Source organism: Lampropedia hyalina DSM 16112, from assembly GCF_900129055.1.
GTDB classification, from domain to species: domain Bacteria; phylum Pseudomonadota; class Gammaproteobacteria; order Burkholderiales; family Burkholderiaceae_C; genus Lampropedia; species Lampropedia hyalina.
Genome location: NZ_FQUZ01000001.1, coordinates 74,074 through 88,581, shown reverse-complemented (window position 1 = coordinate 88,581; position 14,508 = coordinate 74,074). Strand labels below are relative to the sequence as shown.

The 14,508-nt window shown below is 59.9% G+C and carries 11 protein-coding genes; 2 read left to right on the top strand and 9 right to left on the bottom strand.

The annotated features are described in order from the left end of the window. Positions 1 to 43: 43 nt before the first annotated feature. From BUE21_RS00330 to BUE21_RS00295, 9 genes are all read right to left on the bottom strand, one after another. Positions 44 to 1,561 carry a helicase HerA-like domain-containing protein gene (locus BUE21_RS00330; RefSeq protein ID WP_073353276.1) on the bottom strand — a complete coding sequence of 506 codons (1,518 nt, stop codon included), beginning with the start codon at positions 1,559 to 1,561 and terminating at the stop codon, positions 44 to 46. A gap of 90 nt (positions 1,562 to 1,651) precedes the next feature. Further along, complete coding sequence (locus tag BUE21_RS00325; protein ID WP_073353505.1) at positions 1,652 to 4,798, bottom strand: type I restriction endonuclease subunit R; 3,147 nt, start codon at positions 4,796 to 4,798, stop codon at positions 1,652 to 1,654. A 130-nt stretch (positions 4,799 to 4,928) separates the two neighbouring features. Continuing rightward, positions 4,929 to 6,338, bottom strand: coding sequence for an ATP-binding protein (locus BUE21_RS00320; protein ID WP_073353273.1), 1,410 nt, complete (start codon positions 6,336 to 6,338; stop codon positions 4,929 to 4,931). Beyond that, positions 6,335 to 7,714, bottom strand: a complete 1,380-nt coding sequence (locus tag BUE21_RS00315) for a restriction endonuclease subunit S (protein ID WP_073353270.1) — start codon at positions 7,712 to 7,714, stop codon at positions 6,335 to 6,337. Before BUE21_RS00315 ends, BUE21_RS00320 begins: the two co-directional genes overlap by 4 nt. A 59-nt stretch (positions 7,715 to 7,773) precedes the next feature. After that, positions 7,774 to 8,112, bottom strand: a complete 339-nt coding sequence (locus BUE21_RS00310; protein ID WP_073353267.1) for a nucleotidyltransferase family protein — start codon at positions 8,110 to 8,112, stop codon at positions 7,774 to 7,776. Further along, positions 8,099 to 8,530, bottom strand: coding sequence for a nucleotidyltransferase substrate binding protein (locus BUE21_RS00305; RefSeq protein ID WP_073353264.1), 432 nt, complete (start codon positions 8,528 to 8,530; stop codon positions 8,099 to 8,101). The genes BUE21_RS00310 and BUE21_RS00305 overlap by 14 nt, the downstream gene beginning before the upstream one ends. A 16-nt stretch (positions 8,531 to 8,546) precedes the next feature. Beyond that, a complete protein-coding gene (locus BUE21_RS15090) occupies positions 8,547 to 8,669 on the bottom strand; it encodes a hypothetical protein (RefSeq protein WP_268767809.1) in 123 nt (40 codons plus the stop codon). Further along, entirely contained in the window at positions 8,666 to 10,558 is a 1,893-nt protein-coding gene (locus BUE21_RS00300; protein WP_073353261.1) for an ATP-binding protein, read from the bottom strand. Before BUE21_RS00300 ends, BUE21_RS15090 begins: the two co-directional genes overlap by 4 nt. Continuing rightward, on the bottom strand, positions 10,555 to 12,285 hold the full coding sequence (locus tag BUE21_RS00295) for a class I SAM-dependent DNA methyltransferase (RefSeq protein WP_073353258.1): 1,731 nt from the start codon (positions 12,283 to 12,285) through the stop codon (positions 10,555 to 10,557). The genes BUE21_RS00300 and BUE21_RS00295 overlap by 4 nt, the downstream gene beginning before the upstream one ends. A gap of 132 nt (positions 12,286 to 12,417) precedes the next feature. On the opposite strand from BUE21_RS00295, the gene BUE21_RS00290 reads away from it, so the two are divergent. Then, the gene (locus BUE21_RS00290) at positions 12,418 to 13,137 is read left to right on the top strand and encodes a YebC/PmpR family DNA-binding transcriptional regulator (protein WP_073353256.1); all 720 of its coding nucleotides are present in this window, start codon (positions 12,418 to 12,420) and stop codon (positions 13,135 to 13,137) included. Positions 13,138 to 13,206: 69 nt separating this feature from the next. Then, a complete protein-coding gene (gene purD / locus BUE21_RS00285) occupies positions 13,207 to 14,505 on the top strand; it encodes a phosphoribosylamine--glycine ligase (RefSeq protein ID WP_073353253.1) in 1,299 nt (432 codons plus the stop codon). Positions 14,506 to 14,508 lie beyond the last annotated feature (3 nt).

Sequence of the window (14,508 nt, the reverse complement as noted above, 5' to 3'; positions counted from 1 at the left end):
GGGGAGTTTCAGAAATGGGAGCAAATGGGGCCAACGGCCAGGCTCAGCGGCGGCTCTTGCCCCCGCCCAGCAGATTGCCCAGCGCGCCGCGCAGCAACTGCCGCCCCAGCCGGTTCGCCTGGGTGCGCACGGTGGACTTGATGACCGATTGCACCAGCCCATCGCGCTTGCCGCCACGCGGGCCGGTGCTGCCGAACAGGAAATCGCTCACCATGCCCCCCACGCCACCGCCTTGTTCGTCCTGCTGGCGGGCGGTTTCGGCTTCCTGCAAGGCCTTGGCAGAGCGGGCCTGCAAAATCTCGTAGGCCGATTCCCGGTCCACGCTGGCTTCATACACGCCCGCCACCAGCGATTGCGCCCGCAGCTGCTGGCGTTGCGCGGTCGTGATGGGGCCGATCTGACTGCCGGGCGGAATGACGAAGGCGCGTTCGGTGGGGCTGGGACTGCCCTTCTCGTCCAGCAAACTCACCAGGGCCTCGCCCACGGCCAGCTCGGTGATGGCGCGTTCAATGTCCAGGTGCGCACCGGGATTGGGCCGCATGGTTTGCGCCGTCGCTTTCACCGCCTTCTGGTCGCGTGGCGTGAAGGCACGCAGCGCGTGCTGCACCCGGTTGCCCAGTTGCGCCAGCACGCTGTCGGGAATATCGCTGGGCGTTTGCGTGACGAAATACACGCCCACGCCCTTGGAGCGAATCAGCCGCACCACCAGCTCGATGCGCTCCAGCAGCACCTTGGGCGCGTCGTTGAACAGCAGGTGCGCCTCGTCGAAAAAGAACACCAGCCGGGGCTTGTCCAGATCGCCCGCCTCGGGCAGGTGCTCGAACAGCTCCGACAGCAGCCACAGCAGAAAGGTCGCGTACAGACGCGGCGCGTTCATGAGCTGGTCGGCCGCGAGAATGTTCACCACGCCATGCCCCTGCCCATCGGTTTGCAGAAAGTCGGCAATGTCCAGCATGGGTTCGCCGAAGAACTGGTCGGCTCCCTGTTGCTCCAGTTGCAGCAGCGCGCGCTGAATCGCCCCCACACTGGCGGCACTGATGTTGCCGTAGGTGGTGCGGTACTCGCTGGCCTTGTCGGCAACGTGCTGCAACATGGCACGCAAATCCTTCAGATCGAGCAGCAGCAGGCCATCGTCATCGGCCACCTCGAACACAATGTTCAGAATGCCCGCCTGCGTATCGTTGAGGTTGAGCATCCGCGCCAGCAGCAGCGGCCCCAGATCGGACACCGTCGCCCGCACCGGATGCCCCTGCTGCCCGAAAATATCCCACAGCGTTACCGGCGCGGCAAAGGGTGCGGGCGGTTCCATGCCGCGCTGCGCCAGCACCTGCGCCAGTTTGGAACCCATGCTGCCGGGCTGGCTGATGCCCGCCAGATCGCCCTTCACATCTGCCATGAACACCGGCACCCCCAGACGCGAGAACTGCTCGGCCAGACTCTGCAAGGTCACGGTCTTGCCGGTTCCGGTGGCCCCGGCAATCAGACCGTGGCGGTTGGCAAACCCCGGCAACAGCAGGCACCGGGTATGGTCATTCTGGGCAATCGACAAAGGAGCAGGCATGGTGGCTTTCAGCTGGAAAAAACAGAAACGATACTGTTCAAGTGTAGCCGCGCCGGGCCGATGGCCTTCCCTAAGAACCTGTTCACGATCTCAGCGCGACCAGTGGTCTGAAAGCGACTGCGCCTGCTTCAGCACCAGTTCGATTGCGGCATCCTCACCCACCGGCGGGTACTTCCACTTCTTCAGTGTGCGTCGCACCAGAATCCGCAGCTTCGCCCGCACACTCTCGCGCACCTGCCAATCCACCGTGGTGCTGCTGCGCAGTTTCTCGGTAATCTCGACAGTGATCTTTTTCAGGGTGTCGTCGCCCAGCTCGCGCACCGCGCTTTCGTTGTTTGCCAGCGCGTCGTAGAAGGCGATCTCATCCGGGGTCAGCCCCAGCGCGGCTTCGCGCTCCAGTGCTGCCTGCAAGTCCTTGGCCATCTGGATCAGCTCCTCGATGACCTGCGCCGTCTCCACCGCCCGGTTGTGGTACTTGCGCAAGGTTTCCAGCAGGCGGTCGCCGTATTTCTTCTCCTGCACCACGTTGTTGCGCGCTCGTGCCTTGATCTCGTCGCGCAACAGCTTTTCCAGCAGCTCCACCGCCAGGTTGCGGCTGGGCATATTGCGCACGTCTTCCAGAAACTCTTCCGACAGCAGGCCAATGTTGGGCTTGTCCAGGCCCGCCAGCGCAAAGATATCTGCCACCCCATCGGCCACGATGGCATTGTCCAGAATCTGCTTGAGCATGCTGTTCTTGTCGGCATCGGCAAGCTTGCTGTTCACCGTAGTGAACTTGACGATGGCGGCCTTCACGGCAGCGAAGAAGGCAATCTCCTTGCGCAGTGCGGCGGCCTCATCCAGCGTGCTGCACAACGAAAACGCCTTGCTGACGCGCAGCATCATGTCCAGAAACCGTTGCTTGCCGTCCTTCAGGCCAAGGATGTGGTTGGCTACCGGAACCAGCAGTTGCAGCGCGTCGGTCTCGAAGCGTTGATAGTCGAAGCCGTGCATCAGCCCGCGCACAGCATCCAGCTCGGCCAGCAGCACCGCCAGGGCTTCACGCGCATCATGCGCCGGATCGCCCTTGCCCTTGGCCTCTGTGTAGGTCTTGAGTGCCGCTTTCAGTTCGTTGGCAATCCCGATGTAGTCCACCACCAAACCACCGGGCTTGTTGCGGAACACCCGATTGACGCGGGCAATGGCCTGCATCAGGTTGTGGCCCTTCATGGGCTTGTCCACATACATGGTGTGGCAGCAGGGTGCGTCGAAGCCCGTCAGCCACATATCGCGCACGATCACCAACTGCAAAGGGTCTGCCGGGTCTTTGAAGCGTTTTTCCAGGTGTTTCTTCACCTGCTGGCTGGTCAGGTGCGGTTGCAGCAATGCCTTGTCCGCCGCTGAGCCGGTCATCACCACCTTGATCGCGCCCTTCTCCGGGTCGGCATCGTGCCAGTCCGGGCGCAAGGCAACAATGGCGTTGTACAGCTCGGCGCAGATGTCGCGGCTCATGCACACGATCATCGCCTTGCCTTCCAGCGTGGCCGTGCGCGTCTCGAAGTGCTGCACCAAATCCGCTGCCACCTGTTCCAGCCGTGGCTGTGCGCCCACCAGCTTGGCGAGTTGCGCCCAGTCGCTCTTGGTCTTCTCGCGGGCGGTGAGGTCTTCCTCGTCCTCGATGACCTCATCCACCTGAGCATTCAGCGCGTCGATCTCGGCCTGATTCACGTCCAGTCTGGCGAGACGGCTTTCGTAGAAGATCGGCACCGTGGCCTTGTCCTCCACTGCATCCTGAATGTCGTAGATGCTGACGTAATCGCCGAACACCGCCCGCGTGTCCTTGTCTTCCAGCGCGATGGGCGTGCCGGTGAAGCCGATGAAAGTGGCATTGGCCAGCGCGTCGCGCAGGTGCTTGGCGTAGCCGAACACATACTTTCCCGTCTTGGTGTCCAGCCGCCCCTTCATGCCGTACTGGCTGCGGTGCGCCTCGTCGGAAATCACCACGATATTGCTGCGATCCGACAGCAACGGGTGTCGCTCCTCGTCATCCAGCAGAGCAAACTTCTGCACCGTGGTGAAGATGATGCCACCCGCCTCGCGCGAAGCCAGCAACTCGCGCAGTTTCTCACGGCTGCCCACCTGCACTGGCGTCTGCTTCAGCAAATCTTCGGCAGCGCAGAACGTGCCGAACAACTGCCCGTCCAGATCGGTGCGGTCGGTCACCACCACCAGCGTGGGGTTCTTCATCTGCGGCTGCTGCAACAGCTTGCCCGCATAGCAGGCCATGGTGATGCTCTTGCCCGAGCCTTGCGTGTGCCACACCACGCCCGCCTTGCGGCTGCCGGGCTGCACCTCTTTGCCATAGGTGGCACGCGGCTCCTGCACTTCCAGCACGCCCTTGTCCAGATTGCGGGCAGCAATCACCGTCGCCTTCACCGCCTCGCGCACCGCATGGAACTGGTGGTAGCCGGCGATCTTCTTGACGATGTGGTCGGCATCTTGTTCGAACAGCACGAAGTGGCGCGCGTAATCGAGAAACAGCTCAGGCGCAAAGAAACCGCGCACCAGCGTTTCCAGCTCGAATTCCAGCAGCGGCCGGTCGTCCTCATTGGCAATCGCCCGCCAGGGCTGCATGCGCTCCTGATTGGCCGTCAGCGACCCCAACCGCGCCGTGAAGCCGTCGCTGACCACCACCGCCACGTTGGTGTTGAACAGGTCGCTGATCTCATCCTTGTAGGTCTGGATCTGGTTGAAGGCATCCCAGATGTCGGTCTGCTCGTTGGCCGGGTTCTTCAACTCGATCACCGCCAGCGGCAGGCCGTTGACGAAGGCCACCAGATCGGGACGGCGCGGCTGCCTGGTGCCGGTCACCGTGAACTGGCTGACCAGCAGGAAGTCGTTGTTGCGCGGTTCGGCAAAGTCGATCAGGTTGACCAGGTCGGTGCGTTTCTCGTCGCCCACGGAAAACTCGACCGGAATGCCGGACAGCAACAACCGATGCACATGGCGGTTGCGGGCGATCAGCAGCGGCTCATTTACCGTCAGCAGTTCGTGCGCAGCTTGCTCCAGCGCAGCGGCTGGAATCTGTGGATTGATCCGTACCAATGCGGCCAGCAGATGCTCGCGCAGTACCACTTGCCGATAGTCGGTACGGGCAGGCTGATCGCCGTCGGGTGCAATCTCGGAGCCGTTGGCGTACTGCCAGCCCAACTGCTGGAACCAGCCGATGGTGGTGCCTTCAAGTTGTTGTTCGGTGATGCTCACAAATATTGTCCCCCTGATCGGGCCCCGCTGCGGCCATCTTCGGTTTGCAATGAAATGAAAATTCCATGCAAATCAATGTGTTGTACGTGCCGCGCTGACCCAGCCCGGTTTGTAATGAAATGACTCATGCCCATGCCGGGATGTATCTGGCGTAGCGCCGCGAGTCCGGCGCGTTGGGGTCGTTCTTGACCAAGCCCTGCTCGATGGTGGCAGTGATGATCTGCGACACCGTGTTGCTGCTGCCTTCGGACAGGCCGAAGCGCTCACGCAGCGACTGGTTGGTCATCTGCCTGCGCAGCACGTACTGCAACACGCAGTGCTGGTAGCAGGCCCGCACGCGGTCGCTTCCGTTCATGTCACGGAACGAGCGCGGCCCATGGATCACCACGGTGGTGCGCTTGTGGCCCGTCAAAAACTCCGGCGCAGGCAACTGCATCAGTTCGGCGGCCTCGATCACACGGTCGATGCCGCTGCTTTTTTCCTCGCATATACCGAACCGGCGCATCAGATCGGCCAGCCGCTCATTGCGCGACTGGTAGCCGTCGATGAACCGCTCCACCGGCACGATCGGCTCGCCGGGGTTGGCGATTTCCACACGATTGGAAAACACCTCGACCGTCGGCGATGCACCGCCCATCTCGAAGTCCTGATGGATCAGGGCATTGGCCAGCAGCTCGCGGATCACCACTTCCGGCACCAGCTTGATCTCCTTGCGAATGGCATCTTCGATCACCTCGTTCTGCGGCAGCTTGCCCATCACGTACTGCACCAGCCCCGTGAAGCCCACCGCATAGCCTTTTTCGCCTGTCTGATCGGACACGGTCTGCATCTTGGACTCGCCCGCATACACAATCACCCGAGCCGCCTTGCGGCTGATGCCTGGGAAGCTGCGCAGGCTCTTGGCCAACAAGACTGCGCCAATGTTCAGAATATGGAAGCCCGACGTACTGCGCTCGATCAATCGCTCATCCAGCAAGCGGGCCAGCACACCGGCCTGATCGGTGGGGTACGGCAGATGCAGCAAGTCGAAGAACGCCTGCGTATCGAGCAACTGCACCACGTCCTGCGCCGATGCATCCCTGAGTGCCGGAAACTCCAGCCAATCGGGCTGTCCCTCAGCAAAAATGCGGCGCAACTGATCCTCGCTCATCGGCACCAGTTCCTCGCCCGAGCGCATCAGGTAGGCACCGTCGTAGTGGTAGGCCGTGCCTTTGGGCCGCCCTGGAATGATGAACACCACCACCCGCCCGTCGGGATGCGCGACGGCTTCCACATCTACACGAAAGCCCAGCCACTGGAACAGCTTTTCGGCAATGTCCTGCGTATCCGGAAAAGCCTCGCTACCCACCACAGGTCGGGGTGGCTTGTCCGCAATGCCCAGCACCAAGTGCCCGCCGCCTTCGTTGGCAATCGCCACGCAATAGCGGCACAGCTTTTTGGTGTCGTATTGGTTTTTGGCTTCCTTGAATTCCAGATTCTGGGTTTCCGAGGCGCTGCTGCGCCAGAGGTCGATTTGGTCGGCGGTGATGGTCATGACAAAGCCGCCTCTTTATCCAAATCGGCCACTGACAACTCGCCGGAGAGGAGTTTGGGAAGGAGTGTGTCGCGGAGTTCGGCCAATTGGGAAGATTCCTTGACTCCTTCAACGAGCTTTCCGAACAAGGGGGCGACGACCCCCAAAAACCTATCTAGCAAAATTGATCCAGGGTTGATTATCAACATGGGCCGAAATGCTTTTTTGCTGATCTCCATAAAGGTAGAGCCGTTTGCCTGCCCTTTGATTTCTTCCATATTCTGTTGGCACCACATGAGCAAATACAAAGGCGGCAATTTTCCACCAGGCAACATCGCAATGTATCCCTGATTGATCGCAACAGGCACTTGAGTGATTGCCAAGTACCCGATGGGAGCGCGCGAAGAAATCAGCAGCGTTCCTTTTGGAAGCAGTCCAGAACCAATACGCGACAAGCCTGCGGTGCTGACTTTTCTTTCCGTAGTCAGAAGAACAGGAGATTGAACCCCTGATAAGTCTTTGGGGGAAGTCCAGAAGTGCTCTGGCGGGTTCCAGTAGGACTCATTCTTGGTATCTGGTGTTGCTCCACCGGCGATTTCCACCGTTTCACCAATCGTTGATACTTTCCATCCCTTCGGAATCTCCCCCAACTCCGACTCTTCCATTGCATCGGGAAACAGCGCGGCGGTGGCGGCGAGTTGGTCGTGATGCTCGCGGGGCATCTGGTCGAGTTCTGCGTCGGTCTTGCCGCTGATGACACGCATAGCGGCGCGCAGTGGGTCTTCGCCTTGCTTGATGGCAGAGATCCTGGCCTTAACCGGATCGAAATCGACAAACCAGGACTTGAAGATGGCTTGCGCCATGGCTTCGAGGGTTTGGTTGATGCGGCGGTTGAGGTCGATTTTTACAGCAATTGGATCAAGGATTTGTGCGATTTTGAATTGGGTTGCTAAATCTGGAATTCTCACGCGATGAAGTTTTAGAATGTCAGTTTTGAGATTTGTAAAAACCGATCCATTTCCCTGCGCAATAAGGGTTTTTCTTTCATTAATAAGTAGCCAATATGCAAAGTTTTTATCAAGCCCTTTGAATTTTCTCAACAACATCCACCCGTCATGGATACAAGCTTCAATCATCACAAATTTAGGTAACCCTGGAGTTGCACTATTTGAAAGAATCAAATCCCCAGGAAAGACCCGGACACTTGATTTAACGCCTTCCAGTTTTATGCACTCATTGGTTGTTTCCAGAAATCTGGAATCTGAGCTAGTCGCATCCGCGATTTTTATCCACGGCATTCCAGTCTTTGACAGGAACGCATTGATCGGACGAGGCGAGGCTCCTCTTGTAATAGTGCAAAGCTCACCAAATGCGTACTCGCTCCATTCAAAAGCCATATCCAAACCTCACCAAATTCTTCTTAATCGCTGCAAGCTGCTCCACCAGCACCATTTTCTTATTCATCAACTGCCCCCACCTGTATTTCTACATAGTTACGCTCGATATTGCGCCGAAAATCGCTTGGCAAATGCGCCCAGTCATGCACATCCACCAGCATGGGCAAGTCACTTTCCTGAATGGCCTCTTGCACCTCCATCCAGTTCGGCACTTCGGCTTTCAGGTTGGAGGGGTTACGCAATACGATGTCCAAATCACTGCCTTCATGCGCGTTGCCGCTGACACGGCTGCCATATGCCCAAACTTGTGCTTGTGAGGCTTGCTGGGCCAGCAAGGCTTGCAGCATGGCCAGATGCCGTGGCTTCATCTGCAATCGGCCAATATCACGACTGTGCATCGAACAGCTCCTGAAGCGCGTCGGCCAGTGCTCGCACATCCTGCAAATAGGCTGGCAGAATTTTCAGCGTTTCATTGGCAAAGCCCACGCCATAATCGTGCGCCGTCGTGTTGCGATTGGCGCGGTAGGCAAACCAGCGTTCCACGGCGGCTTCATCCAGCAAACCATGTTTGCTGGCATGGCGAAACAAGTCCTTGAATACCAGTCTGTCCACTTCGCGCGGGCTGCCGCCGTAGAGTTTCAGTGCCTTGCGCAACAGTTTCCCGGTAGTTTCCAGCGAAAGTTCAAAGCTCTTGACGGCAGCATTGCGAAACAGGTCGTAGAGCGTATCTTGCTCGGACGCCACAGCAGCCAGTCGGGTAATGGCCTCTTGCAGGGTGTCAGCCGTGCGCCGCAGATGTTCAACATTCAATGACATGGTGCGTACTCCTTGATTAGACCCCATACCCCAACCCCGCCAGATTCTTCTTGATTTCCGTTTCCAGCTTGGCACTTTCCGTAAACTGTTCCGCCAGTTGCTTTGTGAGCCGCTGCTTCTGTTTCATCGCAATCTTCATGCTTCCCCTCCTTGCACCGTCCGATAGGCCTGCTCCGGGTCGTTGGGTTTTTCCGGCCGGGTCATGCGGATGCGGCCATCGCGCAGCAGGGGCCGCAGGTAGCTTTGGCGCACGGTTTCAATATTGCGGGCCAACAGTTGGGCCAGCTCCTCGGCCCGATAGCTTCGATACCGGCACAGGGCTACCACCACTTCCTGTATGTCTTCGGGCGTGCCGCGTTTTCCAAGGCTGCCAATCCGGGCCGCCAACTCCCCTTGTAACTCATTGAGCAGCGCGCGCCTTGCCAATTCACTGGCGGAATCCGGGTTACTGGATAAGCCCGGCGGGTTACTGGATAAGGTGTCGGGGTTACTGGATAAGGTGTCGGGGTTACTGGATAAGGTGTCGGGGTTGCTGTCCTGCCCCATCATCAGGGCGGTGGGCTGATACCAGGTGGCGGAGCCTTTGCCGTTTTGCTGGAGCAGGCCGGCATCGCGCAGTTTTTTCAGGCCGTGGCTGGCAGTGAGGGTGTCCACCCGGTTGATTTCACGCCAGGTGGCGTTGTCGAGAGCGCCAGCTTCGCGCGCTACCACCAATGCACGGGCTTCGGCTTCGGTGAGTTGCAGGGCTTTGAACTGGCCCAGCCATGCCAAGTCTTGCGCCCCCAGAAAGTGGTGGAAGAAGAGGCGAATGACGAAGCTGTCGTTGCTGCGGTCGGACTCGAACAGCGGTGGGGCCAACCCGGCCTGTTCGCACATTTCCCGCATGACGCGCACGCCGCTGCCCTTGGTTTCGGCAAAGCGGGTGTCGTACAGAGCGGCGGCCAACTTGGGGTTGCGCGGCAGGGAACCAGGCTCGCCCAGGTGCTCGGGGGATTTGAGAGAAAAGCCGGGATTGCGTATTTCCAGCCGGTTGCTGTAGCGAATAATTTGTACCGGCGCATGGCTGCGGTAACTGCGGTGCATCAGGGCGTTGACCACGGCTTCACGGATGACGCGCTGCGGCACCACCGGGCTGTCCTGTCGCTGCAAGTCTCCTTCTGTCAGACCGAAGGATTTGGGCAAGTCGTCCAGAATGGCGGCCTGCACCCGGCGAATGAGGCGAAACAAGGGGTCGCGCAGTTCGATGCTGTCGAAGCGGCGCTCAGGGTCTGGCACCCATTCACGGCCCGGCACGCGGATGTAGTCCACCCGTGTCATGGGAAAGCTGCGACGCAGCGCGACAGGTTTGCCAAACAGCAGCAGGCCCGCGACGGTGGGCTGCCACTGGCCTTTTTCGTTCAGACGGATAGCACCCAGTGCCTGTAACAGATCATGATCGTTCCAGCGCAGTTCTTCGGCATCGGGGTTGGCTTCGCGACGGGACTGGCGGTAGTCCTCGATGGCTTCCGGTGAAAAATCATCCAGCGTGCCATCGGGCAGCAGCCCCGCATCAAAACTTTCCGTCTGTCGGCCTTGATAGAGCAACAGCAAATCGTCTTCGGTGCAGCGTTGGTCGGTGCTGCCAATGCGCCGGAAGGCTCCACGTGGCAGACCTTGCGCTTTCAGAAAAATCGGTTTGTCCTGTGGCGCAGCTTCAGGCACAAACACTGCGATGACGGCCTGATCGTTGAGGGATTCGGTCTGGATTTCCAGCCGCAGGGGGCGATTGAACACGCTGGTAGCCTGGCTGGCCAGATCGGCACTGATTTTGTCGGGCTGTTCGATGCCTTGCACCTCATAGGCGGGGAACAAGGAAAGCTCTTCGCGTGCTACGCCCAGCAGCAGCCAGCCGCCACCCAGACCAGGTTCATTGGCGAAAGCACAGACCGTTTCCAGCAGGGATTTACCGACCTCGCTGGCGGATTTGGCTTCGATGCGCTCGTTTTCATCAAGCAGATTGAGGCGTTCCAGCAGTTCCAGTGCAGTCATGGCAATGTCACCTCATGCCCCAACCCCACAAGGTTCTTTCTGATCTCCGCTTCCAGCTTGGCACTCTGCGCGAACTGATCGGCCAGTTGCTTTGTGAGCCGCTGCATTTTCTCTGAAAAGGGTTCGCCGTCATCTTCCTGCTCCGCCGCGCCGACATAACGCCCCGGTGTGAGTACATGCTCATGCTTGCGGATTTCGTCCAGCTTGGCGCAATGGCAGAAGCCGGGTATATCCTCATACCCCTCGCCCTGCTGCCAAGCATGGAAGGTGTCGGCGATTTTCTGGATGTCGTTGGCGGTGAAATCGCGCAGCACGCGATCTTTCATGTAGCCCATCTGACGCGCGTCGATGAACAGGAACTCGCCGCGCCGGTCGCGTTTCTTCTTGTTCAGCGCAAAGCCGTTGCATTTGTCGCGGGTCAGGAACCAGATGCAGGCGGGAATCTGGGTGTTGGTGAACAACTGGCCGGGTAGTGCAACCATGCACTCCACATAATCGTCTTCCACCAGCCGTTTGCGGATTTCGCCTTCGTTGTTGGTGTTGGAACTCATGGAACCATTGGCCAGCAGCAGTGCCATGCTGCCGGTGGGGGCCAAGTGGTGCAACATGTGCTGTAACCAGGCAAAGTTGGCATTGCCCTGTGGTGGCGTGCCGACAATCCAGCGCGGGTCTTGGCTAAGTTTTTCATTCCACCATTCCTTCATGTTGAAGGGTGGGTTGGCCATGACGAAGTCGGCGCGCAAGTCGGGGTGCAGGTCGTTCAGCAAAGTATCGGCGTGGCCGCTGCCGAAGTTGAAATCGATACCGCGAATGGCCATGTTCATGGCGGCCAGCCGCCAGGTGGTGGGGTTGCTCTCCTGCCCGTAGACGCTGATGTCGCGCTTGCCGTTTTTGCCGTTCTTGATCTGCCCGGCATGGCGTTCGACGAATTCCTCGCTCTGCACGAAGAAGCCGCCGGAGCCCATGGCCGGGTCATATACGCGGCCCTTGAAGGGCTGGAGCATTTCCACGATCAGGGTGACGATGGCTTTGGGCGTGTAGTATTGGCCGCCCTTCTTGCCTTCGGCCAGGGCGAACTGGCCAAGGAAGTATTCGTAAACGTGACCGAGGATGTCCTTGGATTTCAGGTCCAGCGGCTGGCCCTTGTATTCACGGGAAGCGAAGTCGGTATCCGAGAAGTGGCCAATCAGCCCAGCCAGTTTGCTGGAGTCGAGCTGCACGCGGGCGAAGTCTTTGTTGAGCACGTTCTTCAGGCGGGCGTTCTCGCGCTCGATGGCTTCCATGGCGTTGTCGATCAGCCAGCCGACCGAGCGCATTTCCTCCGGCTCGTCCTTGCCCGGCTTGTTCCAGGGCAGTGGTGCTTTGGGCGGAAGTTGCGCGCAATCGCGCAGGGTCTGCCAACGGGCTTCCACAGGCACCCAGAACACGTTCTTCTCGGTGTAGTAGTCGCGCACTTCCAGCTCGGCGGCAATGTTTTCTTCGTATTCCTGCGTACCCGCGCCGCCGTATTGGTCTGGGTCCATGGTGTAGTCATGTTCCGGGTGGGTGAACTGTTCGCGCAGTTCGCGCTGCCGTTCTTCGAAGGCATCGGACACATATTTGAGGAAAATCAGCCCGAGCACGATGTGCTTGTACACGGCGGCATCGAGGTTGGAGCGCAGTTTGTCGGCGGCGGTCCAGAGCTTTTTTTCCAGATCAGTGAAGAATTGTTGGGTGATGGGTTTCATGCCAGGTTGGGAGGGTTCGGGCTTTATCGGTGCAGCAGTTCCAGGGCGTGTGTTCGGGCAGGTACGGCCTTGCCATAAAATAACAGGCTTGTTTCAACGATCAACGCACAGGTTCAAGGACTGGACAGCATCATGGCAGGTCATAGCAAGTGGGCAAACATTCAGCACCGCAAGGGGCGGCAGGACGAGAAAAGAGGGCGCATCTGGACACGCCTCATCCGTGAGATTATCGTGGCTGCCCGCGCCGGTGGCGGCGATCCGGCGGCCAATCCGCGCCTGCGCCTGGCCATCGACAAGGCCAAGGCCGCCAACATGCCTGCCGACAACATCAAGCGCAACATCGACAAGGCCACCGGCAACCTCGAAGGCGTGACCTACGAGGAAATCCGCTACGAAGGCTATGGCATCGGCGGCGCGGCCATCATTGTTGAGACCATGACCGACAACCGCCAGCGCACCGTGGCCGAAGTGCGCCACGCCTTCAGCAAGTACGGCGGCAACATGGGCACGGAAGGCTCTGTGGCCTTCCAGTTCCAGCGCGTGGGGCAGTTCATTTTCGCCCCCGGCACCGATGAAGACAAGGTGATGGAAGTCGCCCTCGAAGCCGGTGCGAACGATGTCATCACCGACGACGAAGGGGCCATCGAGGTGCTGACCGAGCCGACGGAATTCGAGGTCGTGCAAGCCGCCTTGCAGGCCGCCGGACTGGTCGCCGAAGTGGCCGAAGTCACCATGCGCGCCGACAACACCATCGCCCTCGAAGGCGAAGATGCCGAGAAAATGCAGAAGCTGCTGGACGTGATCGAAGACCTCGACGACGTGCAGGATGTATTCCACAACGCCGAGCTGTGAGCCGCTGGTAAGCTGCTGGGCGGCAGGTCTGCCTTTTCGTTTTTCCGATACCCATATTCTGTTCTTGCTATGAAAACCCTTGTCATTGGCGGCGGTGGCCGCGAACACGCGCTGGCCTGGAAGCTGTCCCAGTCCCCCAAGGTCTCCCAGGTGTTTGTGGCCCCCGGCAACGGTGGCACGGCCCGCAACCCACAATTGACCAACGTGCCCATCACCGACGTGCGCGAGTTGCGCCAATGGGCGCAGCAGCAGGGCATTGCCCTCACCGTCGTCGGCCCCGAAGCCCCGCTGGCCGCTGGCGTGGTGGACGAATTCCGTGCCCACGGCCTGAAAATCTTCGGCCCCACCCAGGCAGCTGCGCAACTGGAAAGCTCCAAGGCCTTCTCCAAGGCCTTCATGCAGCGGCACGGCATTCCCACCGCCGCCTTCGAGACCTTCACCGACCCCGTGGCCGCCAAGGCCTTCATCGACCGGCTGGGCGCGCCCATCGTCGTCAAGGCCGACGGGCTGGCTGCTGGCAAGGGCGTGGTTGTTGCCGAAACCGTGGAGCAAGCCTACCAGGCCGTGGACGACATGCTGCTGGACAACCGCTATGGAGCCGTGCACAACGCGGGCGAAGCGCGGGTCGTCATTGAGGAATTTCTGGCGGGCGAGGAAGCCAGCTTCATCGTCCTTTCGGACGGCAAGAACGTGTTGGCACTGGCCACCAGCCAGGATCACAAACGCCTGCTCGATGCCGACCAAGGCCCCAACACTGGCGGCATGGGCGCGTACTCGCCCGCACCCGTCGTCACCCCCGACATCCACGAAAAAGCCCTGCGCGACATCATCCTGCCCACCATTCGCGGCATGGAAAGCGACGGCATCGAATTCACCGGCTTCCTTTACGCGGGGCTGATGATCGACAGCCAGGGCCAGCCCCGCACCCTTGAATTCAACTGCCGCATGGGCGACCCCGAAACCCAGCCCATCCTGATGCGGCTGCAAAGCGACCTGTTCGACGTGCTCGATGCCGCCACCGAAGGACGGCTCGATGGCGTGCAACTGCAATGGGATGCCCGCGTCGCGCTCGGCGTGGTCATTGCCGCCCACGGCTACCCCGAAGCCCCGCGCAAGGGCGATGCCATCGACGGCCTGCCAGCCGATGCCGCCGCCGATGGCGACGTGATGGTGTTCCACGCCGGCACCGTGCAGGACGCAGACGGCCAGATTCGCACCAGCGGTGGGCGTGTGCTGTGCGTCACCGCACTGGGCGACAGCGTCGCGCAGGCACAGCAAAAAGCCTATGCCGCTGTCGCCCCCATCCACTTTGACGGTGCGCAGTACCGCAAGGACATCGGCTATCGCGCCATCCAGAACGAAAGGTAAACG

What these genes read in the sequence shown, in the direction of transcription:
- BUE21_RS00330 (WP_073353276.1), bottom strand. Translation starts at nt 1,561, where the DNA reads ATGCCTGCTCCTTTGTCGATTGCCCAGAATGACCATACCCGGTGCCTG.
- BUE21_RS00320 (WP_073353273.1), bottom strand. Translation starts at nt 6,338, where the DNA reads ATGACCATCACCGCCGACCAAATCGACCTCTGGCGCAGCAGCGCCTCG.
- BUE21_RS00315 (WP_073353270.1), bottom strand. Translation starts at nt 7,714, where the DNA reads ATGGCTTTTGAATGGAGCGAGTACGCATTTGGTGAGCTTTGCACTATT.
- BUE21_RS00310 (WP_073353267.1), bottom strand. Translation starts at nt 8,112, where the DNA reads ATGCACAGTCGTGATATTGGCCGATTGCAGATGAAGCCACGGCATCTG.
- BUE21_RS00305 (WP_073353264.1), bottom strand. Translation starts at nt 8,530, where the DNA reads ATGTCATTGAATGTTGAACATCTGCGGCGCACGGCTGACACCCTGCAA.
- BUE21_RS15090 (WP_268767809.1), bottom strand. Translation starts at nt 8,669, where the DNA reads ATGAAGATTGCGATGAAACAGAAGCAGCGGCTCACAAAGCAACTGGCG.
- BUE21_RS00300 (WP_073353261.1), bottom strand. Translation starts at nt 10,558, where the DNA reads ATGACTGCACTGGAACTGCTGGAACGCCTCAATCTGCTTGATGAAAAC.
- BUE21_RS00295 (WP_073353258.1), bottom strand. Translation starts at nt 12,285, where the DNA reads ATGAAACCCATCACCCAACAATTCTTCACTGATCTGGAAAAAAAGCTC.
- BUE21_RS00290 (WP_073353256.1), top strand. Translation starts at nt 12,418, where the DNA reads ATGGCAGGTCATAGCAAGTGGGCAAACATTCAGCACCGCAAGGGGCGG.
- purD (WP_073353253.1), top strand. Translation starts at nt 13,207, where the DNA reads ATGAAAACCCTTGTCATTGGCGGCGGTGGCCGCGAACACGCGCTGGCC.